The sequence below is a fragment of the Streptomyces sp. NPDC051105 genome, assembly GCF_040682795.1.
Taxonomy (GTDB): Bacteria; Actinomycetota; Actinomycetes; order Streptomycetales; family Streptomycetaceae; genus Streptomyces.
In genome coordinates, this window is sequence record NZ_JBFBBR010000001.1 from 197,194 (window position 1) to 219,581 (window position 22,388).

Below are 22,388 nucleotides of genomic sequence, written 5' to 3' on the forward strand. Positions count from 1 at the left end.
GGTCAGGACAGTTCGCGGTGCCTGGCCGTCAGCCCTGCCCATCCCGCCTCTGTCGGCGTTCCGAACAACCGCAGCCGGGAGATTCCGCCGTCCGGGAAGATGTCCACGCGCGCGTGCGTGCCGACGGCCGGGGCAGCCAGGACGAAGCGGTGGTTCGTGTCCGGCTGGAGGCGGGTGCGCGGAAGGATCTCCCGCCAGTCGCCGTCCTCGCCGCCCCGCACCGACACCGACGCCCAGCCCGCGCTGTTGCCCTTCAGATACGCCGTGTCGATCTCGATCGCCCGGATCTGTGCCTGCGCCACCAGCCGGTAGCGGATCCAGTCGTTGCCCTGGTCGCGGCGGCGGCGCGTCTCCCAGCCGTCGTCCATCTTGCGGGAGCGGCCCGGCTGGATGGTGTTGGTGGCCGGCGAGTAGAAGAGGTTGGAGGCGTCCTCGACCTGGCCGCCGTTCTCCAGGGCGAGCACGTCGAAGGTGCCGAGCACGGCGAGCCACTCGGGATCCGGGACGACCTCGCCGTACACGCGCAGGCGGGCGATGCCGCCGTCGGGGTGCTGGTTGACGCGGAGGTGGGTGAAGCGCTGTTCGACGGAGACGGCGAAGCCGTTCGCAGCGTGGCCGCCCACCGGCGTGCGCGGGACGAGGGTCGTCCACTTCACGTCGTCGCCGAGGAGTTCCGCCGGGGACGGGGAGCCGGGGACCGACGTGCCCTCGACCGACACCGCCTGCGGGTAGTTGCCGCGGAAGTGGGCCGTGTCGACGACGATCCCGCGGACGACGCCGGGGGCGCCGAGGCGGACCAGCGCCCAGTCGTGGTCCTCGGCCGTGGGCCAGGGGTGCCCGGCCGAGGCACCGCGGCGGCGGCGCGTCTCCCAGCCGTCCATGATCTTCCCCTTGTGCCCGAAGTGCTCGGGGTCGAACTCGGGCCGTCCGGGCACCAGCAGGTTCTCCCGCTGGGCGAAGAACTCGTCGTTGGCGGCGATGACCCCGGCGCCGAGCTGCCGGTCGGCGAGGTTGGCGTACTGGGTGAAGGGGAAGTCGGCGGTGCGGTAGTCGGCGTACGGGTCGCCGCCGGAGTAGGGGTTCGCGTCGCCGGTGAAGGTCGGGATCGCCGTCAAAGAAGTCTTCCTCTCGGGTGTCGGCCGCTGCGGGTGCGGGAGCGCGCGGTGGTCAGGGGGTGCGGGTCAGCAGGCGTCCCTCCGGGGCCGTGAACGCGCCGTCCGCGACGATGCGTTCGCCGCGCAGCCAGGTGGACCTCACGACGCCGTACAGGGTCTTGCCCGCGTACGCGGTGACCCGGTTGCGGTGCTGCAGGACCGCCGGGTCCACGGTGAAGGTCTCGTCGGGCGCGAGGACGGCGAAGTCGGCGTCCCGGCCGGCCGCGATGGCGCCCTTGCGGTGGTCGAGGCCGACGAGCGCGGCCGTGCGGGCCGACATCCAGCGGACCACGTCCTCAAGACCGTGGCCGCGCCTGCGAGCCTCCGTCCACACGGCGGGGAGGCTGAGCTGGAGTCCGGAGATGCCGCCCCACGCGGTCGCGAAGTCGGCGGTCTTCAGATCGGCGGTCGAGGGCGAGTGGTCGGTGACCACGCAGTCGATGGTGCCGTCGGCCAGCGCCTGCCAGAGCAGGTCCTGGTTGGCCGATTCACGGATCGGCGGGCAGCACTTGAACTCGCTGGCACCGTCCGGGACCTCCTCGGCGGTGAGGGTGAGGTAGTGCGGGCAGGTCTCGACGGTGAGCCGTACGCCGTCCCGCTTGGCCTCGGCGATCAGCGGCAGCGCGTCCGAGGAGGACAGGTGCAGGACGTGCACGCGCGCGTGGAGGCGTTTCGCCTGCGCGATCAGCTGCGCGATCGCCGTGTCCTCCGCGTCACGCGGACGCGAGGCCAGGAAGTCGGCGTACTTGGGGCCGCCGTGCTGCGGGGCGGCGGCCAGGTGGTGCGGGTCCTCGGCGTGCACGATCAGCAGGCCGTCGAAGGAGGTGATCTCCGCCAGGGAGCGGGCGAGCTGCTCCTGGTCGAGATGCGGGAACTCGTCCACGCCGGACGGCGACAGGAACGCCTTGAAACCGAAGACCCCGGCGTCGTGCAGGGGGCGCAGATCCTTGACGTTGTCCGGCAGTGCGCCGCCCCAGAAGCCGACGTCCACGTGCGCCTTGCCGGCGGCGACCTCCCGCTTGACGCGGAGGTTGTCGGCGGTCGTGGTCGGCGGGAGGGAGTTGAGCGGCATGTCGACGAGGGTGGTGATACCGCCGGCCGCCGCCGCGCGCGTGGCGGTCCAGAAGCCCTCCCACTCGGTGCGGCCCGGGTCGTTCACATGCACATGGGTGTCGACCAGGCCGGGCAGCAACACGTCGTCGCCGAAGTCCTCCAGACGGGCGCCCGCCGGAACGGGGGCGTCGTACGGCAGTACGGCCGTGATCGTCCCGGCGGACACGGAGACCGAGGCGGCCCGTGTCCCCTCCGGGGTGATGACGCGCGTCGAGCGCAGCACCAGTTCAGCGTCGGACACCCGGACCCCTCTCTCTGCCGCCGTTTTACTTCCGGGAAACGGGATTTACACCCATGTAACGGAATTCAACGTTCTGTTGAAGGAGTCTTCACTCCCGCTCCCCCGCCGTCAAGGGCACACTGATCCCCAGGGCCGCACAGGCGCACACTCTGGACGTTTCCACAAAGCGGAATTACAATTCCGGCAAGCAGAACGTAGCTACGCACAAGCAGGGCGTCAACCGGCCGCCGGGTAGGCTTCTGCTCTTCTGCCCGGCCCGAAAGGCAGCCCCGAAAGGAACGCGCCGTGCCGACGTCCAGCGCCAGCACCACCGGCTCCGCCAAGTCCAACGGCGGCGGGGTCCAGTCCCTCGAGCGCGCTTTCGATCTGCTGGAGCGGATGGCGGACGCGGGCGGCGAGGTCGGCCTCAGCGAGCTGTCCGCGAGCAGCGGACTGCCGTTGCCGACCATCCACCGGCTGATGCGCACGCTGGTCGCCTGCGGCTATGTACGCCAGCAGGCCAACCGGCGGTACGCGCTCGGCCCCCGGCTGATCCGGCTCGGCGAGTCGGCGTCCCGGCTGCTGGGCACCTGGGCACGGCCGTACCTCGCGCGGCTGGTCGAGGAGACCGGCGAGACGGCGAACATGGCGCTGCTCGACGGGGACGAGATCGTGTACGTGGCGCAGGTGCCGTCGAAGCACTCGATGAGGATGTTCACCGAGGTGGGCCGGCGGGTGCTGCCGCACTCCACGGGGGTGGGCAAGGCGCTGCTGGCGGGCGTACCGGACGCCGAGGTACGGGCCCTGCTGGCGCGGACCGGGATGCCGGCGGCCACGGAGAAGACGATCACCACTCCGGAGGGGTTCCTGACCGCCCTGGAGGAGGTACGGCAGCTGGGGTACGCCGTGGACGACAACGAGCAGGAGGTCGGGGTGCGGTGCCTGGCGGTGTCCGTGCCGGAGTCGCCCACGGCGGCGGCCATTTCGATCTCCGGGCCGGCGGGGCGGGTCACCGAGGCGGCGACGGAGAAGATCGTGCCGGTGCTGCAGCAGGTGGCCGTCGATTTGTCCCAGGCGTTGGCGAGTTCAGGAGCCTGAGGGGTGGGGGCCGCTTCGCCGTGGGCGGGTGCGGGTCCCGTTCCGGTTGGTCGCGCCCACGCGGCGGAGCCGCACATCGATACGGCCCGGCGCCCCTGGGTGCGTAACCGCGAGGTACGTCACCGCGCCCCTCGCCATCAGCCCCTCGGGGTTTCCCCGAACATATCCACCGCCTGACGTACGTCCGACAGGCCCCGGGACAGTGCGCTCACCGAACCGATGGCTCCCGCGATCAGTAACAGGGAACGGCGCAGCCGCGGGATCTCCGGCATGCCGCCGACGGCCATCGCCGCCAGGGCCGCCAGCTCGTCCTCGGCTATCGCGCGGTCGGTGAACTCGGCCGGATGCGCGGCCAGTTCGCGGCGCAGGCGGGAGACCGCCGTCCGTAGTTCCGTAACCCTCGGATCCTCGTCACTGCCGGTCACTGGTCTCTGTCCCAAGCTCCGCAACACAGCTCTCCCCCCTCGCCCGTCGCCCCATGACGGTGGTCGGGCGCCCGGCGACGCGGGTCAGTAAACGCCCTCCCGCGCGCGACGCGCTACAGCGCGGACCGAAATTCAGCCCTGCGGAACCGGCCGCCCGCCCCGGCGTCGGGTATGCAGGACGCATGACGGACACGCGTGACCAGATCGCCGGGCTGCTGCTCGCCGCCGGCGGTGGCAGACGGCTCGGCGGGCGGCCCAAGGCGCTCCTCACCCATCGCGGGCGACCCCTGGTGGAGTACGCGGTCGGGGTGTTGCGCGCGGGCGGCTGCGGGCCGGTGCACGTGGTCCTGGGCGCGCGTGCGGACGACGTGCGGGCGCGGGCCCGGCTGGACGGCTGCGTGGTCGTGGAGAACCCGGACTGGGCCGAGGGCATGGGGTCCTCGCTGCGGGTGGGGCTGGCGTCGCTCGCCGGGGCAGGGGTACGGGCCGCACTGGTGTCGCTGGTGGATCAGCCGGGGATCGGGGGCGAGGCGGTGGCCCGGGTGCTCGGCGGGTACCGGGACGAGGACTCGCTGGTGGCGGCCGCCTACGACGGGGTGCGAGGACATCCCGTGCTGTTCGGCGCCCGGCACTGGCCGGGGATCGCCGCGAGCGCGACCGGCGACCGGGGCGCCCGCGCCTATCTCAAGGCCCACGAGTCGAGCATCGCGCCGGTCGAGTGCGGGGATGTGGCCGAGCCGTTCGACATCGACACCGAAGCGGATCTGAGCCACCTTGAGTGAACGGGGTGGCACTGAGCGCCACCTTGGCTCGACCCGGAGAATCTCGACATCAACAAACCATTGAACTTCCACAATGAGGAAACTAGTATCCACTGTTCAGAAGCACCCGACCCTCGATCAGGCGTGCTTCGCTCTCCCCGGAACGACTGGCACCCGGTGCCACCGCTGAAGGAAGTGACAGCTCATGTCCGCACCAGCGCCGTCTCCGCCGGCCATCGTCGACGCCGAGCCCCTGCCCCGGCAGGAGGAGGTCCTCACCGACGCGGCACTCGCCTTCGTCGCCGAGCTGCACCGGCGGTTCTCGCCGCGCCGTGCCGAACTCCTCGCCCGCCGGGCCGAGCGCCGCGCCCAGATCGCCCGCACCTCCACGCTCGACTTCCTCCCGGAGACCGCCGCGATCCGCGCGGACGACTCCTGGCGGGTGGCCCCCTCCCCCGAGGCGCTCAACGACCGGCGTGTCGAGATCACCGGCCCCACCGACCGCAAGATGACCATCAACGCCCTCAACTCGGGCGCCCGGGTCTGGCTCGCGGACTTCGAGGACGCCTCCGCACCGACCTGGGAGAACGTCGTCCTGGGCCAGCTGAACCTGATCGACGCCTACACGCGGAACATCGACTTCACGGACTCCGGCTCGGGCAAGTCGTACGCCCTGCGCCCGAACGAGGAGCTGGCGACGGTCGTGATGCGGCCGCGCGGCTGGCATCTGAACGAGCGGCACATCGAGGTCGACGGCGAGCAGGTGCCGGGCGCGTTCGTCGACTTCGGGCTCTACTTCTTCCACAACGCGCAGCGACTGCTCGACCTCGGCAAGGGGCCCTACTTCTACCTGCCGAAGACCGAGTCGCACCTCGAAGCCCGGCTCTGGAACGACGTATTCGTCTTCGCTCAGGACTACGTCGGCATCCCGCAGGGCACCGTCCGCGCCACCGTGCTGATCGAGACCATCACGGCCGCGTACGAGATGGAGGAGATCCTCTACGAACTCCGCGACCATGCCTCGGGGCTGAACGCCGGCCGCTGGGACTACCTGTTCTCCATCGTCAAGAACTTCCGTGACGGCGGCCCCAGGTTCGTCCTGCCGGACCGCAACGCCGTGACGATGACCGCCCCGTTCATGCGGGCGTACACCGAACTCCTCGTCCGCACCTGCCACAAGCGCGGTGCGCACGCCATCGGCGGCATGGCGGCCTTCATTCCGTCCCGCCGGGACCCCGAGGTCAACAAGGTGGCCTTCGAGAAGGTCCGCGCCGACAAGGACCGTGAGGCGAACGACGGTTTCGACGGCTCCTGGGTCGCCCACCCCGACCTGGTCCCGATCGCCATGGAGTCCTTCGACCGGGTCCTCGGCGACAAGCCGAACCAGAAGGACCGGCTGCGCGAGGACGTCCATGTCGAGGCCGCCGACCTGATCGCGGTCGACTCGCTGGACGCCAGGCCGACCTACGCCGGTCTGGTCAACGCCGTCCAGGTCGGCATCCGTTACATCGAGGCCTGGCTGCGCGGTCTCGGCGCGGTGGCCATCTTCAACCTCATGGAGGACGCGGCCACCGCGGAGATCTCCCGCTCACAGATCTGGCAGTGGATCAACGCGGGCGTCGAGTTCGAGAACGGCGAGAAGGCCACGCCGGAGCTGGCCCGCAAGATCGCCGCCGAGGAACTCGACGCCATCCGCGAGGAGACCGGCGAGCAGGCCTTCGCGGCCGGCCACTGGCAGCAGGCCCACGACCTGCTGCTCACCGTCGCCCTCGACGACGACTACGCGGACTTCCTCACGCTGCCCGCGTACCAGCAGCTGCGCGGCTGACCTTCACCTGCTCACTTGTCCGAGTGGCCCAGGGACTTCCCCGGGGCCACTCGGTCGCGTACGGCCTGCTTCACGGCCGTGGGCTCGGGGAACCCCTGTTCCCTGCGGTCCCAGACCACCTCGTCGTTCACGCGGACGACGAAGATCCCGCCCTTGCCGGGCTTCAGGGCCAGTTCGGTCAGCTCGGCCTCGAAGGTGGTCAGCAGCTCCTGCGCCAGCCAGGCCGCGCGGGGCAGCCAGCGGCATTGGGTGCAGTATTCGATCTCGACGCGCTGGCTGTCACTCATCCGAGGTGTACCGACCAATCCTGTTGAGCCGCGGGCTTGCCGTGCAGGTCGGGAACCTGCTTCAGCCAGGCCGGGCGTCCTTGCTGTGACCTGGCCGCGCGGGCGGCCTCCTCGGCCGCGAGCTGGTCGCGGCCCGGGAAATCGGTGGGGAGCCACTGCGCGGAGGCCCGGACCCTGGCCAGCAGATAGCCGACGTAGGCCGCACGCATCTCGTCGGGCGTGCCGAAGTCGGTGAGCCAGGCGTCCGGGACCTCGGCGAGGAGGTCCCGGAGCAGCTCCTCGGTCACCCGCGGCGCGAGTTCGGCGTCGGCGGCCCGGGTGTCGGGGCCGTACCGGCCGAGGGCGTGGTGGCGGAAGTCGTAGGCCTTCTCGGGTGCCGAGGTGTCCCAGCGGTGGTGGAAGACGAGGGCGGCGCCGTGGTCGATGAGCCACAGGTGCGCGGGCGCGGTGCCGAACGTCGGCCAGACCATGAGGTTGGAGCTGTGGACCGTACGGTCGACGTTGACGGTGAGCGCGTCCAGCCAGATGATCCGGCCGGCCTCCAGCGGGTCCACCGGGAAGACCTCGGCGATCTCCGGGGTGAAGTCCTTCGCGCCGGGCAGGAAGTCCATCCCGAGGTTCACCCCGGCGCTGGCCGCGTGCAGCTCGCGTACCTCCTGATGCGGCTCGTCCTCGGCGATCGCCGGGTCGAAGTGCACGAGCACCAGCTCCGGGAACCGCAGTCCCAGCGCCCGCGCCAGCTCCCCCACGACCACCTCGGCGACCAGCGCCTTGCGGCCCTGAGCGGAGCCGGTGAACTTGACGACGTAGGTGCCGAGGTCGTCGGCCTCGACGATGCCGGGTACGGAGCCACCAGAGCGCAGAGGAGCGATATATCGGGTGGCGCTCACCTCTCTCAGCATCTTCCAAGGCCCCATCGCTCGTTTGTCTTACATTCCACGGACACTCCACCGTGCTGCGATCCGGGCATGAACTGAGCATAGTGACCCGGCGTGACAGCCGGGCGGGAGTACCCGAGCCGTCGCGCCGTCATCACCCGGGACTCCGCTGCTGCTGGCGGCGGTGGAGTACGCCGACAAGGGTGACCAGGTCCGCGGCGCCCGCGGCGTCGTCCGCGCAGCGGGTGATCTGGAGAACGGCTGTCCGAACCGGAGTCCTACGCATCGCGCTGTACGACGATCATGGCCATGTCGTCGTGCAGCCGGCCGCCCGTGTACGCCCGGACGTCCGTGGCGAGCTGCTCGACGAGCGGACCGGGCGCCTTGTCCGCCCAGGCCGTGGCGCGCTCGGCGAGCGGATAGAAGTCGCCGTCGGCGTTCCGCGCCTCGCTGACGCCGTCGGTGTACAGGACCAGCCTGTCGCCGTGCTCGAACGGGAAGGTCGCCGGTACGTAGCGGGCGCCGGCACTGTCCGTGCTGTCCGCGTCGGCGGGCCACACGCCGAGACCGAGCGGCGGCGACGGCTCGGGAACCGGCAGCGCCAGCGCCGTCCTGGCGCGACCGCGCAGCAGCAGGGGTGGCGGGTGCCCGCAGCTGATCAGATGCACCACGGGCTCGTCGTCCGGGATGTCCAGGACGGCGGCGGTCACGAAGCGCTCGGCGGCGTCCTCCTTGGGCTCCGAGAACTCCGCGAGCCCCCACCGGACGGCGTCCTCGATGTAGGCGACCAGCTCCGGCAGCGGGATCCGGCGGTGTGCGGCGGCCCGGAAGGCGCCCAGCACGATCGCCGTGTCGCTGATGGAGGGGAGTCCCTTGCCCCGGACGTCCCCGATGAGCAGCCGCGTGGAGCCGGGGATCCGGGCGGCCGCATACAGGTCGCCGCCGATGGTCGCGTCGGCTTCGGCGCTGCGGTACTGCGAGGCGAGAGTGACAGGTCCGGCCCGCTGCGGCAGTGGCCGCAGGACGACGCGCTGGGCCGCGTCGGACACCCAGCGCACCCGGGCGAGCTCGCGTTCACGCCGGTCCCGCATGCCGGTGAAGAGGACGAGGAACGCGCAGACGGCGACAAGGGCGGAGAGCTCGACGAGGACGCTCTCGGTGGTCAGTGACCGTCGCTCCACGCCCGCGGAGACCAGGGCGAGGACCGCCAGCGCCCCGATCAGCGCGGTGGCGCGCGGCCCGGCGCCGACCGCGGTGACCGCCACGGCGACGACGAGGAGGTGGGCGAGATGGATGTCGGGCGGCAGGAACCCGTCGGCCACCGGGATCGCGATGATCAGCAGGAGGGGTCCGACCAGCCACAGAGGTCGCGCCGAACGGCGCCAGGTCCGCAGGGTCTCGACCACAGTTGCGGTGATCATCGCAGCGCTCACGTCGTGCTCCGGTGCTCGTCGTCCTTCCGCCCCAACACATGGCGACATGTCCCCCATTCCCGGGCACAGCCTCCTGTGATCATTCGGCGGGAAATCGGTCGCCGAACATCGGTCCTCCGCTCACGGACTCCGGTGGGGTCGCCTCTTCCTCCCAGACATCCCAGTGCTCGGCGAGCTTGCCGTCCTCGACACGGACCACGTCGGCGACCACCGAGGCGGCGGGAGCGCCACGGCCGGCGCAGCGGCCGTACAGCATGAGGTGGTAGTCGCCTTCGGCGATCACGAACTGGGTCTCGTAGCGGAGGGTGTCGGGGAGAGCCCGGACCAGAACGAAAAGACCCTCGCGACCGGGAGGGATATGCGAGGTGCCCCAGGACGAGGACGCGCCCCTGCTCGACCGCGCCCTGGCCCGCAGCGGCAGCGACCCGCGTCCGTACAGCACGGGAGGACGGCTCCGTCCGGACGAACGCCGGGACGGAGCCGTCGGAACGCCGGGACGGAGCCGTCGGGCCGCGCCAGGGGTGCTCAGTGGCCGGCGTCTCCGCCCCGGCTCTCGACGCGGAAGCCGAACGGCACCGTTCCCGGGTCGAGGGCGCTGATCCCGCCGTCCACCGTGAGGGTCGCGCCGTTGACGAACGAGGCCGCGGGCGACAGCAGCCAGCCGATAGCCTCGGCGACCTCGGCCGGGTCGCCGGGGCGGGCGCTGGGCACCAGCCGCGTGGCCTGCGTGTACGCCTCCTCGACCCCGCCGGCCATGCCCTCCTCCGCCGCGAACCGGGCCATCCGCCCGTCGGCCATCTCGGTGCGGACCCAGGTGGGGCACACGGTGTTGGCCCGTACCCCCCGGCTGCCGTAGTCGACGGCCACCGAGCGGCACAGCTGGAGGAGCGCGGCCTTCGAGGTGGCGTACGCGGCGTTGCCCCACCCGTTGCGCAGCGCCGCGACCGAGGCGACCGCGACCACCGCGCCGCGGGCCTGGATCAAGTGCGGCAGGGCCGCGCGGAGGGTCAGGAAGGGGCCGGTCAGGTTGGTGCGCAGCACCTCGTCCCAGGTCTCGTCCGAGAGGTCCCCGACCGCGCCGCTGCGGCCGATGCCCGCGTTGAGGACCAGTCCGTCGAGCCTGCCGTAGCGGGTGACCGCGGTGTCGATCAGGTCCTGGACCCCCGCCGGGTCCGAGAGGTCGCCGGGGTGCGCCAGGGCGCCGGTCTCGTCGGCCAGTCGCCGCAGCGGCTCGGGCCGCCGCCCGCCGATGACGACCTGGTGCCCGGCGGCCCGCAGCAATCGGGCGGTGGCGGCACCGATGCCGGTTCCGCCTCCCGTGATGACGACAACATGCGTGTCGGCCATGGCCGTTGGGGCTCCTCACCTGCCGGGGATCGGGCACCATGATCCTAGGCGGATCCACCGGGCCGCTTCCCGACCGCCACGACTTCAGGCCAAGGGGTTCGGCAACGGCAGATAGCGCGCGTCGGCGCCGTCCGCCCCGGTCCAGCGCAGCAGCAGGTTCGTCTTGCCCGGCAGGGTCGGCGACGCCAGCAGCGCGGCCACCTCCGGAAGTGGATGCCGTGCCAGCTCCCGGCGGGCCGCGGGCCATGGATCGAACCCGGGGTGGTGCTCGGCGAGCGCGGCGGCGACCTCGAGCAGATGGTTGACGACCAGGCAGTACACCAGCCGCTCCCACCCGGCGGCCCGCTCCACGTCGGCCAGCAGTTTGACGCCCTCGGCGTCCCGGTACAGCGCCTGCACCGGCGTACCGTCCGCGTCGACGGCGACCAGCGTGTTCTGCAGATGCGCTTCGAGGACGACGCCGTGGTCGGCGAAGGCCGTGAGCGCCGGGGGTACGACCGCGCGCAGGTACGCCTGCCACCAGGCTGCCGGCTCCGCCGCCGCGGCCAGGGGGCTGCCGTCGAAGCCCTCCACCAGACCGGCCGCGAGCAGCGGGGTCGCCCCGGGCGGCAGAGATCCGCGCAGCCCGTCCCGGACGACGACCGCGAGTTCCTCGAAGGCGAAGCGGGCGGTGCGGTAGCCGTGGTCGCCGAGCCAGGCCGCGGGCCCGCCCATCGCCGCGAAGGCGGCGGTCGCGGCCGAGTCCGTACGGCGCAGTTTCCGCAGGTCGTGCGCCCACAGCCGGCGGATGTCGTTGGTGATCCGGACGTCCAGGCTGAACTTCAGGAAGAGATCGCGCTCCGGCTCGTAGACCGTGCGGATCGCGGCCGTCGGCCAGACCGCGAAGTCGGTCTCCCGCAGTCGTACCAGCCGTCCGTCGGCGAAGGCCGGGGCCAGGTCACGGGCGGCCAGGTCGAGCTGCCAGGGGTGGGCCGGCAGCAGCCGGTAGCCCGGCGGTGCGGCGGCCAGCGCGTCCAGCGCCGATGTGTCGCCCTCCTCGGCCACCTGGTCCGCGCGCACCCCGAGCAGCACCAGCGGGAACCGGGCGTGCGCCTCGGGCGCGTACGGCAGCCAGGCGGTGACCGGGCCGCCGCCGCGGGCCTTCGGGGCAGGGTGGTAGGGATGGCCGGTGATGAGGGACTGCTCCGAGCGCAGATACGGGTCGTCGGGCGCCGTCGCCCGGGCGCGTGCCGTGAGCAGCGCGGCGACCGCGTCCCGGCTGTCGATCATCTCGGCCGGCAGGTCGTCGTTGGACAGCCCGGTGTGCGCGCGCAGCTCCTCGGCGACGAGTTTCACCAGCTCGGTGTGGCCGATGCGGTGCCAGCGGCCGGCCGCGTACACCTCGGGCGCGGCGGGCCGGCGCGTGCCGCGCACCCGCAGCAGCCGGCCGCCGCCGGGCAGCCGGTAGACCCGCGGTTTCCCTTGCCCGGCGTCCGGGGGCGGCCCGTCCCCGGTGTCCGGGAGCGGGCCGTCCCCGGTGTCCGGGAGCGGCTCGGCCACCTCTCGCAGCAGGCAGTTGAGCAGGGGCGCGGCAGCGTACGCGTCGGCGCGCTCGCCGATGCCGTCGCCGGGGGGCATGAGATCCACGCGTTCCATTCGTTCGCTACGTCCACACAGTCCGATCACGATCAGTGTGTCTGCGTCCACACCGTCCGATCACGATCAGTATGTCTGCCGTCATCAGCCATCATGACCGTCGACCCCGTCTCCGAGGAGCCCTCCCGTGCACCGTCCCTCCCCCATCGAGACACAGCTCGCGACGGAGCTGGCCGAGGCGCGACCGGACCTGGTGTCCGGGTACACGGCCGAGCTGCCCGGTGCACGGGCGGCGGTGCTGACCCGGCTGTGGCGGGCGCTCGCGCACGAGCCGCTGCCGTGGGTGGCGCGCCGGGTGCGCGGGGCGCACAGCCTGGCCCTGTGGCTGGCCGACGGGCGCGCGCTGCACGGCCCGCGCGCGGATCCGTACGCCACCGACGCGTATGTGACCGCCGTACGTCTGGACGGGGTGTCGTACGACGATCCGGCGCGGTTGATGACCGATCTGGGGTGGCCGCACTCGGCGGGGTTCGCGGCCGAACTGGGGCACAGTGCCGCCTCGTTGGCGCTCTCGCGGGCGGACCGGGAGTTCCCTTCGAAGGAGTGGCCCGGGCAGGACTGGGAGTGGGAGCAGCGAGTGGTCGACGGGCATCCCTTCCACCCCAACTGCCGTTCCCGGCCCGGCTTCTCGGCGGCGGAGCAGCTCGCGTACGCGCCGGAGCACCGGCCGGTGGTACGGCTGGAGACGGTCCCGGTGGCGGCCGGGGACTGTCTGCTGACCGGCGAGTGGCCGGACGAACTCCGGGATGCGGGGCGGCTGCTGATCCCGGTGCATCCGTGGCAGACCGCCCATGTCCTCAAGGGCGGCCCCGGTGAGCCCTGGCGGACCGCACACCCCCTGATGTCCCTGCGCACCCTCGCCCTCCCCGAGGGACCGCATGTGAAGACCGCGCTGAGCGCCCGGCTGACCTCGTCCGTCCGGGACATCTCGGCGTACTCCGTCGACGCGGCCATGACCCTGTCGTCCTTCGCGACGGACCTGGCGTCCCGCACGGACGGGCTCCTGCACATCACCCGCACCCTGGGCGCGGCGACCGCCGACTCCCCCGATCTGGCGGCGGTGTTGCGCGAGTCGCCCGAGGTGTACGCGGCGCCGGGCGAGCGGGTTCTGCCGGTGGCCGCGCTGGCCGGCACCGCGCTGCCCGCATCGCCGTCCTGGCTGGCCGGGTTCACCCGGCTCGCCCTGACCGTGGGGCTGCGGCTGCTGGACCTCGGCGTGGCCCTGGAGGCGCACGGCCAGAACCTGCTGGTGGTGCTGTCCGGGAGCGGTGCGCCGCTGCGGCTGGTCTACCGCGACCTGGCCGACATCCGCCTCAGCCCGGCTCGTCTGAACCGGCACGGCATCACCCCGCCCGCGCTGACGGGACGCCTGGTCACGGACGACGAAACGACGCTGCGCCGCAAGCTGTTCGGCTCCCTGGTCGCGGGCGCCCTGGCGGGCACGGCGGGTTCGGGTCCGGCCCTGGCGACGGCTCTGGAGACGGCCGTACGGGACCTTCCCGCCACCCCCGACCTGACGGCCCTCCTCGAAGGCCCGCTGCCGGCGAAGGCGTTGACGCTGATGCGGCTGTCGCCCGAGGCGCCCGGGGACCAGTGGGCGGCACTGCCGAATCCGCTCGCCGACGGGCGGTGAGCGCTCACCGGCCCACCCGCCACCCTCTGTTGGCCTGCCGGCCGCTCGCGGGTCGGCGTCCGGACCTCGTTTTGGAGCCCGGCGCCTCTGATCAATAGGATCCGCCGATGATCAGAACACAACGGACGGCGGCAGGAGTCTGCGCTCTGCTCGCCGCCCTGGCGGCCGGGATCGCGTTCCCCGGCGGAGCGGTCGCCGACGAGACGGACGAGACGGGCCAGGCCGCTCCCAAGGTGGAGCTGGTGCTGGACGTCAGCGGTTCCATGCGAGCGTCGGACATCGACGGCGGGACGCGGATGGCGGCGGCCAAGCAGGCGTTCAACGAGGTGCTGGACGCGACACCCGAAGGGGTCCAGCTCGGCATCCGCACACTGGGCGCCAACTACGCCGGAAACGACAAGAAGACCGGCTGCAAGGACACCGCGCAGCTCTACCCGGTCAGCACCCTGGACCGCACCGAGGCGAAGACCGCCGTCGCCACGCTCACGCCGACCGGGTGGACCCCGATCGGCCCCGCGCTGCTCAAGGCGGCCGACGATCTCGAAGGCGGTACCGGGACCCGCCGTATCGTCCTGATCAGCGACGGCGAGGACACCTGCCAGCCGCTGGACCCGTGCGAGGTGGCCCGCGAGATCGCCGCCAAGGGCGTCGGGCTGACCATCGACACGCTCGGCCTGGTGCCGGACGCCAAGACCCGGGACCAGCTGAGCTGCATCGCGGACGCGACCGGCGGCACCTACACCTCCGTCCAGCACAAGGAGGAACTGACCGACCGGGTCGGGCAGTTGGTTCACCGGGCCGCCGATCCGGTGGTCACGCCGGTGGCCACGGACGGTACCGGCCAGTGCTCCTCGGCGCCCGCGCTGAAGTCGGGGCTGTACACCGACCGCGAGGAGTTCGGGCAGCAGCGCTGGTACAAGGTCGACGTCGACCCGGGCCAGGAGCTGCGGGCTTCGGTCAGCGTCGCCGCCGATCGGGCCGTCAACCCGGACTACGGGGTGCTGCTGCGCGCGGTGACCGTGCACGGACGCGAGATCGTGCGCGGCGAGGCGTCGGGCACCGGCCGGACCGACGTCATCTCGACCGGCCTGCGGTACCCGAAGGCCGAGAGTGACGACGACGAGGACACCACCCCGGAGACCGTCTGTCTCCAGGTGACCAACTCCTTCTCGGCCACGTCCGGCGTGAAGACCAGCCCCGGTCTGCCCGTCGAGCTGACGGTGGACGTGGTGGACGGGCCGTCGAAGGCGTCCGACGTCGCCTCCTTCGGTCTCGGCCGCGGTTGGTGGCTGCTCGGGGCGCTGGTGCTGACCGGCTTCCTCGCGGGTCTGGTGTGGGGCTGGGTGTCGCGCTGGCGGGTAGCGGTCTGGAGGACCAACTGATGTCGATCACACGTGTGTTGAGCGCGGCCCTGCTGGCGGTGGGCCTGGCCGCGGGTCCGGCGGTCGCCGACGACGCCTCGCCCTCCCCCAGTGCCTCGGAGGACAGCGGCGCGCCCACCCAGGCGGGCACGTCCTTCCGTACGGCGACCGAACTCGACCAGGGACAGCAGGCCACCGCCAGCGGATCGACGGGCGACTACCTGTACTGGTCGTTCCCCGCCGACACCGGCCAGCGCCCCGACGTCAAGGCCACGGTGAAGCTGCCCGACTCGCACGCGGCGCAGACGTGGCAGATCGACGTGTACGACGGGCTTCGGCGCCGCCAGGCCTGCCAGTACGGCGCGGCGACCCGCACCGCCGGACAGGGCACCGCGTCGGTACAGCTGGCCTGTGTGATGCGCACCGTCCGGGGCTGGTCGGAGCCGTGGGCCAACGACCCGCTGCCCGGCACGTACTACGTCCGGCTGACGGTGGTGGACCTCGGCAACGCGGACCTCGGCCAGCCGGTGAGCGCCGAGGTCCGGGTGGACTCCAAGGACATCGGCGGTTCGGCGGCGGTGGACGGTTCGCTGGCGAAGCCGCTGGTCCCCGGCATCGCGGTCAGCTCTGAGAAGAGCGACGACGACAGCAAGGCGGCGGTGCTCTCCAGCTTCGGTTCGGACGACGGCTGGTCCTCCGGCTGGTGGACCGACCGCTGGGTGTGGACCGGGATCGGCGGAGTGCTGGCCGCGCTGGCAGGCATCGGCGGATACGCGCTGACCCGGGGGGCGGGACGGCCGTACCGGGTGCCGCCGGGCGCCTGACCTGACGTGTTCCGGTGACCGGGCCCCCGTTCGCGGCGGGCCCGGTCGCCGTTTCAGGCGTCCCGCAGCCGCTTGGCGAGCGCGCCGTCCCCGGTCACCGTCACCCGCCCGGCCCGGACCGCGTCCGCCAGGCCCAACTCCCCCCGGGCCAGGGAAGTGCACGTCCCGGCGTCGAGCACGAGCCGTGCGTCGGGTTCGCGCGGGGCGGGACCGTCGCCGTACACCGGGCCGTCCTCCGCGCCGGCGTACAGATGGAAGTCGCCCTCCCCCAGCCGGACTTCGACCAGCCCCTCGCCGTCCAGGGCCCGCAGCAGCGGCAGCGCGAACCAGTGGGCGCGGACCGCGTCGGTGGGCCGGCGCTCGCCCAGCTCGGGCTCCCCCCAGCTCCCCAGCGCCTGGATCACCGGGAGCAACCCTCTTCCGCGCTCCGTGAGTTCGTAGACGTACGCCGCAGCCGGCGGGGGCAGCCGCCGCCGGGTCGTGACCCCGTCCCGCTCCATGTCCTTCAGCCGGGAGGCGAGGACGTCCGTGCTGACCCCCGGCAGATCCGCGTGCAGGTCGGTGTAACGGCGGGGACCGGCGAGCAGCTCCCGGACGATCAGCAGGGTCCAGCGGTCGCCCACCACGTCTAGGGCGCGGGCCGCGGAACAGTACTGGTCGTAGCTTCGGCGAGGTGACATGCGACGCAGTCTAGACAAGATGTTGGACTTTCCAAGCTGCTACTTGGTAAAACCAAGCATCACGAGTTTCCGGAGGGGCGCATGGAGTTCCGGCAGTCCAACAAGCTCAGCGAGGTCTGTTACGAGATCCGCGGGCCGGTGATCGAGCACGCCAACGCGCTGGAGGAGGCGGGCCACAGCGTGCTGCGCCTGAACACCGGCAACCCCGCGGTGTTCGGTTTCGAGGCGCCGGAGGAGATCCTCCAGGACATGATCCGGATGCTCCCGCAGGCACACGGCTACACGGACTCGCGCGGCATCCTCTCCGCCCGCCGGGCCGTGGCCCAGCGCTACCAGGCGCTCGGCCTGGAGGTCGGCGTCGACGACGTCTTCCTCGGCAACGGCGTCTCCGAGCTGGTCTCCATGGCCGTACAGGCGCTGGTGGAGGACGGCGACGAGATCCTGATCCCCGCCCCGGACTTCCCTCTCTGGACGGCCGTGACCACCCTGGCGGGCGGCAAGGCGGTGCACTACCTCTGCGACGAACAGGCGGACTGGTACCCGGACCTGGCCGACATGGAGTCGAAGATCACGGACCGTACCAAGGCCGTGGTCATCATCAACCCCAACAACCCGACCGGCGCCGTCTACCCGAAGGAGATCATCGAGGGCATCCTCGACCTGGCCCGCCGGCACGGCCTGATGGTCTTCGCGGACGAGATCTACGACCAGATCCTGTACGACGACGCCGTCCACCACTCGGCCGCGGCCCTCGCCCCCGACCTGGTCGTTCTCACCTTCTGCGGCCTGTCGAAGACCTACCGGGTGGCCGGCTTCCGCTCCGGCTGGCTGGTGGTCACCGGCCCCAGGCAGCACGCCAAGGACTACCTGGAGGGCCTCACCATGCTGGCCTCCATGCGGCTGTGCGCCAACGCGCCCGCCCAGTACGCCATCCAGGCCGCGCTCGGCGGCCGCCAGTCCATCCGCGAACTCGTAGCCCCCGGGGGCCGGTTGCACGAGCAGCGCACGGTGGCCTGGGAGAAGCTGAACGAGATCCCCGGCGTGAGCTGCGTCAAGCCCAAGGGCGCCCTGTACGCCTTTCCGCGGATCGATCCCAAGGTGCACCCGATCCACGACGACGAGAAGTTCGTCCTGGACCTGCTCCTCCAGGAGAAGATCCAGGTCGTTCAGGGCACCGGCTTCAACTGGCCCAGCCCCGACCACTTCCGCATCCTCACTCTCCCGCACGCTGACGACCTGGAGACCGCGATCGGCCGGATCGGGCGGTTCCTGAGCGGATACCGGCAGTAGGGCCGTGCCCGGGCCTGGCAACCCGAGTGGCGGGTAAGACGCGGACCGTGGTGGCGTGGACGGCGGGGCGGCCGTTCGTCTGGGTGGACGACATGGTCACCGACCTGGACGTCCGCCATGGCGCCGAGCACCACGAGGGCCCCGCGTTACTCCTTCCGGTCGACCCCCGCCACGGCCTTCGGGCGCGTGAGTTCGCCGAACTGGAACGGTGGGCTCATAGCCTCTGACGTATGGCTGATGTCTTTCTCGTCCGGCACGGTGAGACCGAGTGGTCGCGGTCCGGGCGGCATACCGGGTGGACCGACGTGCCCCTCACCGAGCACGGGCGGGAGGAGGCGCGGCGGCTGGTGCCGCTGATCCGGTCGCATCGCATCGGCGCCGCCTTCGTCAGCCCGCTCCAGCGCGCCCGGGAGACCGCCGAGCTGATCGGCGTGCCCGACGCCCGGATCGACGCCGACCTGCGGGAATGGGACTACGGCGGCTACGAGGGCGTGACCACCGTGGAGATCCAGCGCACCCGGCCGGGGTGGTTCCTCTTCAGCGACGGGGTCGTGCCCGGCCCGCCGGAGCACCCCGGGGAGACCCCGGAGCAGGTCGGCGAGCGGGCCGACCGGATGCTGTCCAAGGTCGAAGCGGCCCTCGCCAACACGGAGGGGGTCGTGCTGCTGGTGGCCCACGGCCACTTCCTGCGCGTCCTCACCGCCCGCCGCCTGGGCCTGCCCCCCTCCGACGGCGCCCTCTTCCAGCTGGCGACCGGAACGCTGTGCCGCCTCGGCACGGAACACGACCGCCCGGTGATCGCGGGGTGGAACATCCGGCCGAGCGAGCCGAGGAACGACTGAGAGAGCGGCGCTGGGGGCGGGCGACTGCGGGAGGGCGGCCGGCAGCGGGCAGCGGGCAGCGGGCAGCGGGCGCCCATCGGCCGGCGGCCGGAGATGCGCGACCGGCGGCCGGCGACTGGCGGCTGACCGCTGACCGCTGACCGCTGGCGGCTGGCGGCTGGCGGCTGGCGGCTGGGGATCTTCGTGCGGGCGGGTGTCGGTGGGCAGACGTAGCCTTCGGTAGGTGGGTCCGTGCGGGTCGTTCGGATCGGTTTCCGGGAGGGGACGCGCTGTGAGTCGACCGCCCACCGCCGCACAGCGGCGGGTCATCGATGCCGCCGATCCGGTCAGCGGGCGGCTGCGGGGTACGGAGGCGCAGTTGGCGGCGCTGGTGAAGCGGGGGCTCGCCTTTCGGCATCCGCGGTCGCCGCACGACCACTTCCTGACGCCTGCGGGCCATCGGATGCGGGAGGCGGCGGCTCCGCGGCCCCCGGCGTTGGCACCGGCGGGGGCACCGGCCGAGCCGGACGGCGGGGTGTTCGCCGCCCGTGTCGGCGGTGAGGAGGCCGTCGACGACGGGCCCGCCCGCGCGCGTGAGGTGCACAGCGCCTGGCAGGGGCTCCTGGAGCTGCGCCGGATGACCAACCCCGACGGCGCCACGGACCGGCCGTGCGGCTGGGAGCGTACGCATCTGGTGCGGGCCGCCGCGCTCGCCCTGGAGGCGGCCGGGCACCCGCCCGAGGGGCCGGACACCGCCGGCTACCGGGTGCGGGCCACTCCGCAGCCCGAGGCGGTCGCCGTGTACGCGCCGGAGGGCGAGCCCCTGCGGGCGTGCGCGGACACCCTGGAGCGGGCGGGGTGGCAGACCGGCGAGTACACGGAGCCACGGACTCGAACGCGCTATCTACTGGCATCGCCGCGCCGGGTGTGACGGGCGTGCCAGGATGCCGACACAGGATCAGTGCGTCGTACACGAGACGTCGTACACGAGACGTCGTACACGAGACGTCGTACACGAGAAGGGGAAGTCGTGAGCGAACCGTATTCCGTCCGCGTCACGGTCCGTGGCTACGAGACCGATGTGCAGGGCCATCTGAACCAGGCGGTGTACATCAACTACGCCGAGCACGCCCGCTGGTCGCTGCTCCAGGCGGCCGGGGTCACGCAGTCCGAGCTGATCGGGCGGGGCGTAGGCCCGGTGGGGCTGGAGACGACCATCCGTTACAAACGGGAGCTGCTCGCCGGTGACGAGGTGGACGTGACCTGCGTGTTCGAGTGGAACGGGGGGAAGACGTTCCGGATACTCCAGTCGATAACCAAGGTGGACGGCACACTGGCCGCCGAGGTCGAGTCGGTCGGCGGGCTGCTGGACCTCAAGGCCCGTCGGCTGGTCGCCGATCCGCGCGAGGTCTTCAAGGAACTCACCTCGACTCCGGACCTGTTCGGCTTCTGAGGGTCCGGCGGACCGCCCCCACCCGGTCCCACTCCGTGTACCCCGACTACACCGTCAACGCCGCCTACACGTCGAGCAGTTCGGGCTGGTGCTCGGCGTCGTAGGCCGCCCGCGCCTGCGCGATGTAGCCGCGGTTGCGCTCGGCCCAGTCGGTCAGCCGCTGCAGCGTCTCGTGCAGTTCCAGGGCCACCGGGGTGAGTCCGTACTCCACCCTCGGGGGCACGGTCGGGTACACCGTGCGGGTCACCAGCCCGTCGCGCTCGAGGTTGCGCAGGGTGAGGGTCAGCATCCGGCGGCTGATGCCCTCGATACCGCGCTCCAGCTCGGTGAAACGGATGGGGCCGTACGAAGCCGCGACCAGGATCTGGACGCTCCATTTGCCGGCGACCCTGTCAAGAACCTCGCGGACCGGGCAGGCATCCGCGTTCACTGCCTGGACGGTTACACCGGTGTTCCTCTGGGACATCGAGCTGCCTCCTTACGTCTCCCCCCATGGTCACTCACCATGAACTCCGTTACAAGTCGTGCACCTTGCGCACGATCGGTTCCTGTTCAGCTGCCTGGTGAGTTTCTACGGCGATTACGGAGGCCTGAGGCCATGTCGACCACGACCGATACACCCAAGCCGACACCGGCGGCCCCGGTGGCACTCCCACGAACATACCCCCGTTGGGCGTCCCTCGCCGTTCTGTGCGCGGGAACCCTGATGACCGTCCTCGACGGCAACATCGTCACCGTGGCGATGCCGGCCATCCAGCGCGACCTGGGTTTCAGCGGTCCCGGGCTGGCCTGGGTCGTCAACGCGTATCTGATCCCGTTCGGCGGGCTGCTCTTGCTGGCGGGGCGTCTCGGCGACCTGCTGGGCCGCAAGCGGATGTTCACGACGGGCCTTGCGCTGTTCACGGTCGCCTCCTTGCTGTGCGCGATGGCGACCGGGCAGGGGGTGCTGATCGCGGCGCGGGCGATGCAGGGCGTGGGCGGCGCGATGACCTCCGCGGTAGTGCTCGGCATGCTGGTCGCCCTCTACCCGGAGCCGCGTGAACAGGGCCGGGCCATCGCGGCGTTCAGCGCGGTCGGCGCGGCGGGCGGGGCGCTCGGCACCTTCCTCGGCGGGGCGCTCACCCAGGCACTGAGCTGGCACTGGATCTTCCTGATCAACCTGCCGACAGGGCTGGCCGCCTGGTTCGCGGCCAGCCGGATCCTCGCCCCGGAGCGGGGCGCCGGCCTGCGCCAGGGCGCCGACTTCCCGGGCGCCGCGTTGGTCACCGGCGCCCTGATGCTCACGGTCTACGTCATCGTCGGCGCCGGGGACCGCGGCCCGCTCGCCACCCTCCTCCTGACGGCCCTGGCAGTCGCCCTGCTGGCGGCGTTCACCCTCCGCCAGGCACGCGCCCAGCGCCCGTTGCTGCGTCTGCGGCTGCTGCGCTCCCGGCTGCTCGCGGGCGCCAACGCCGTACAGGTGCTGATGATCGCGGCGATGTACGGCTTCCAGTTCCTCGGTGCGCTGTACCTCCAACGCGTCCTCGGCTACGGCGAGTTGGCGACCGGCACCGCCTTTCTGCCGGCTCCGGTCGCGATCGGGGTGCTGATGCTGGGGCTGTCCGCGCGGACGGTCGCCCGCTACGGCGCGTACCGCGTCCTGCTCTGCGGTCTGGTGCTGATCACCGCCGGGATGGCCCTGTTGAGCCGGGTGCCGGTCGACGCCTCCTACGCCGTCGACGTGCTGCCGCCGCTGCTGCTGCTCGCCGCGGGGTTCGCCGCGGCGATGCCGGCGCTGACCGGGCTCGCGATGTCCGGGGCGCGCGAGGAGGACGCGGGCCTGGCGTCCGGGCTGTTCAACACCACGCAGGTGGTGGGCGGTTCGCTGGGGCTCGCGGTACTGAGCACCCTGGCGGCGAGCCGCACCGGCGGACTCCTCGACCGGGGTGCGGAATTGATCCCCGCGACGGCGGAGGGCTACCGGCTGGCGTTCCGGGCGGGGACCGGAATCGCGGTGGCCGCCCTGGTGCTGGCGACGGCGGTACTACGACCGCGGAACCGGTGAGCCGGCACCACGGCAGTACCGGTGAGCCGGCACCGCCGCAATACCGGTGAGCCGGTCCCGCAGCCGTACCGATGGGCCGGCGTCGCAGCCGTACCGGAGAGCC

General features: G+C 72.1%; 22 protein-coding genes and 1 pseudogene. 12 read left to right on the plus strand and 11 right to left on the minus strand.

The features are described from left to right. Positions 1-2: 2 nt before the first annotated feature. Both alc and allB read right to left on the minus strand, forming a co-directional pair. A complete protein-coding gene (gene alc / locus AB0N16_RS00935) occupies positions 3-1,115 on the minus strand; it encodes an allantoicase (RefSeq protein WP_365791663.1) in 1,113 nt (370 codons plus the stop codon). 52 nt (positions 1,116-1,167) lie between these two features. Then, positions 1,168-2,508, minus strand: a complete 1,341-nt coding sequence (gene allB, locus AB0N16_RS00940; RefSeq protein ID WP_365791665.1) for an allantoinase AllB — start codon at positions 2,506-2,508, stop codon at positions 1,168-1,170. A 285-nt stretch (positions 2,509-2,793) separates the two neighbouring features. On the opposite strand from allB, the gene AB0N16_RS00945 reads away from it, so the two are divergent. Continuing rightward, entirely contained in the window at positions 2,794-3,585 is a 792-nt protein-coding gene (locus AB0N16_RS00945) for an IclR family transcriptional regulator (protein ID WP_365791667.1), read from the plus strand. Positions 3,586-3,722: 137 nt separating this feature from the next. Here AB0N16_RS00945 and AB0N16_RS00950 read toward each other — a convergent pair whose 3' ends face one another. Beyond that, the gene (locus AB0N16_RS00950; protein WP_365791669.1) at positions 3,723-4,037 is read right to left on the minus strand and encodes a DUF5955 family protein; all 315 of its coding nucleotides are present in this window, start codon (positions 4,035-4,037) and stop codon (positions 3,723-3,725) included. 155 nt (positions 4,038-4,192) lie between these two features. Here AB0N16_RS00950 and AB0N16_RS00955 point away from each other — a divergent pair, with 155 nt between their 5' ends. Continuing rightward, positions 4,193-4,792, plus strand: coding sequence for a nucleotidyltransferase family protein (locus AB0N16_RS00955; protein ID WP_365791671.1), 600 nt, complete (start codon positions 4,193-4,195; stop codon positions 4,790-4,792). A gap of 184 nt (positions 4,793-4,976) precedes the next feature. Further along, a complete protein-coding gene (aceB, locus tag AB0N16_RS00960; RefSeq protein ID WP_365791673.1) occupies positions 4,977-6,599 on the plus strand; it encodes a malate synthase A in 1,623 nt (540 codons plus the stop codon). Positions 6,600-6,610: 11 nt separating this feature from the next. On the opposite strand, the gene AB0N16_RS00965 is transcribed toward aceB, so the two are convergent. From AB0N16_RS00965 to AB0N16_RS00990, 6 genes are all read right to left on the minus strand, one after another. Beyond that, positions 6,611-6,886 (minus strand): SelT/SelW/SelH family protein, encoded by a 276-nt coding sequence (locus tag AB0N16_RS00965; RefSeq protein ID WP_360475128.1) that lies wholly within the window; start codon positions 6,884-6,886, stop codon positions 6,611-6,613. Beyond that, complete coding sequence (locus AB0N16_RS00970; RefSeq protein ID WP_365791675.1) at positions 6,883-7,788, minus strand: HipA family kinase; 906 nt, start codon at positions 7,786-7,788, stop codon at positions 6,883-6,885. The genes AB0N16_RS00965 and AB0N16_RS00970 overlap by 4 nt, the downstream gene beginning before the upstream one ends. A gap of 254 nt (positions 7,789-8,042) precedes the next feature. Further along, a complete protein-coding gene (locus AB0N16_RS00975; RefSeq protein WP_365791677.1) occupies positions 8,043-9,197 on the minus strand; it encodes a PP2C family protein-serine/threonine phosphatase in 1,155 nt (384 codons plus the stop codon). Between the two features lie 79 nt (positions 9,198-9,276). Further along, complete coding sequence (locus AB0N16_RS00980; protein WP_365791679.1) at positions 9,277-9,639, minus strand: hypothetical protein; 363 nt, start codon at positions 9,637-9,639, stop codon at positions 9,277-9,279. A gap of 83 nt (positions 9,640-9,722) precedes the next feature. Next, positions 9,723-10,544, minus strand: coding sequence for an SDR family oxidoreductase (locus AB0N16_RS00985; protein WP_365791683.1), 822 nt, complete (start codon positions 10,542-10,544; stop codon positions 9,723-9,725). A gap of 84 nt (positions 10,545-10,628) precedes the next feature. Continuing rightward, complete coding sequence (locus AB0N16_RS00990) at positions 10,629-12,179, minus strand: IucA/IucC family protein (protein WP_365791685.1); 1,551 nt, start codon at positions 12,177-12,179, stop codon at positions 10,629-10,631. 127 nt (positions 12,180-12,306) lie between these two features. On the opposite strand from AB0N16_RS00990, the gene AB0N16_RS00995 reads away from it, so the two are divergent. The 3 genes from AB0N16_RS00995 to AB0N16_RS01005 all read left to right on the plus strand — a co-directional run bounded on the left by AB0N16_RS00995 (position 12,307) and on the right by AB0N16_RS01005 (position 15,997). Further along, positions 12,307-13,812 carry an IucA/IucC family protein gene (locus AB0N16_RS00995; protein WP_365791687.1) on the plus strand — a complete coding sequence of 502 codons (1,506 nt, stop codon included), beginning with the start codon at positions 12,307-12,309 and terminating at the stop codon, positions 13,810-13,812. A gap of 107 nt (positions 13,813-13,919) precedes the next feature. After that, the gene (locus AB0N16_RS01000; RefSeq protein WP_365791689.1) at positions 13,920-15,194 is read left to right on the plus strand and encodes a VWA domain-containing protein; all 1,275 of its coding nucleotides are present in this window, start codon (positions 13,920-13,922) and stop codon (positions 15,192-15,194) included. Beyond that, complete coding sequence (locus AB0N16_RS01005; protein ID WP_365791691.1) at positions 15,194-15,997, plus strand: hypothetical protein; 804 nt, start codon at positions 15,194-15,196, stop codon at positions 15,995-15,997. The genes AB0N16_RS01000 and AB0N16_RS01005 overlap by 1 nt, the downstream gene beginning before the upstream one ends. Before the next feature lie 53 nt (positions 15,998-16,050). Here AB0N16_RS01005 and AB0N16_RS01010 read toward each other — a convergent pair whose 3' ends face one another. Continuing rightward, positions 16,051-16,677: a winged helix-turn-helix transcriptional regulator gene (locus AB0N16_RS01010; protein ID WP_365791693.1), complete on the minus strand. Its 627-nt coding sequence runs from the start codon at positions 16,675-16,677 to the stop codon at positions 16,051-16,053. Positions 16,678-16,758: 81 nt separating this feature from the next. Here AB0N16_RS01010 and AB0N16_RS01015 point away from each other — a divergent pair, with 81 nt between their 5' ends. The 5 genes and pseudogenes from AB0N16_RS01015 (at position 16,759) to AB0N16_RS01035 (ending at position 20,241) form a co-directional block, all read left to right on the plus strand. Then, a complete protein-coding gene (locus AB0N16_RS01015; RefSeq protein ID WP_365791695.1) occupies positions 16,759-17,967 on the plus strand; it encodes a pyridoxal phosphate-dependent aminotransferase in 1,209 nt (402 codons plus the stop codon). 35 nt (positions 17,968-18,002) lie between these two features. Continuing rightward, a pseudogene (locus AB0N16_RS01020) lies at positions 18,003-18,194 on the plus strand (hypothetical protein); the annotation flags it as partial. 3 nt (positions 18,195-18,197) lie between these two features. Beyond that, the gene (locus tag AB0N16_RS01025) at positions 18,198-18,809 is read left to right on the plus strand and encodes a histidine phosphatase family protein (protein WP_365791697.1); all 612 of its coding nucleotides are present in this window, start codon (positions 18,198-18,200) and stop codon (positions 18,807-18,809) included. 271 nt (positions 18,810-19,080) lie between these two features. Beyond that, positions 19,081-19,719 (plus strand): hypothetical protein, encoded by a 639-nt coding sequence (locus tag AB0N16_RS01030; protein ID WP_365791699.1) that lies wholly within the window; start codon positions 19,081-19,083, stop codon positions 19,717-19,719. 99 nt (positions 19,720-19,818) lie between these two features. Next, complete coding sequence (locus tag AB0N16_RS01035) at positions 19,819-20,241, plus strand: acyl-CoA thioesterase (RefSeq protein WP_365791701.1); 423 nt, start codon at positions 19,819-19,821, stop codon at positions 20,239-20,241. 64 nt (positions 20,242-20,305) lie between these two features. On the opposite strand, the gene AB0N16_RS01040 is transcribed toward AB0N16_RS01035, so the two are convergent. Next, positions 20,306-20,707 (minus strand): helix-turn-helix domain-containing protein, encoded by a 402-nt coding sequence (locus AB0N16_RS01040; protein ID WP_365791703.1) that lies wholly within the window; start codon positions 20,705-20,707, stop codon positions 20,306-20,308. A gap of 132 nt (positions 20,708-20,839) precedes the next feature. On the opposite strand from AB0N16_RS01040, the gene AB0N16_RS01045 reads away from it, so the two are divergent. After that, positions 20,840-22,285, plus strand: coding sequence for an MFS transporter (locus AB0N16_RS01045; protein WP_365791705.1), 1,446 nt, complete (start codon positions 20,840-20,842; stop codon positions 22,283-22,285). Positions 22,286-22,388 lie beyond the last annotated feature (103 nt).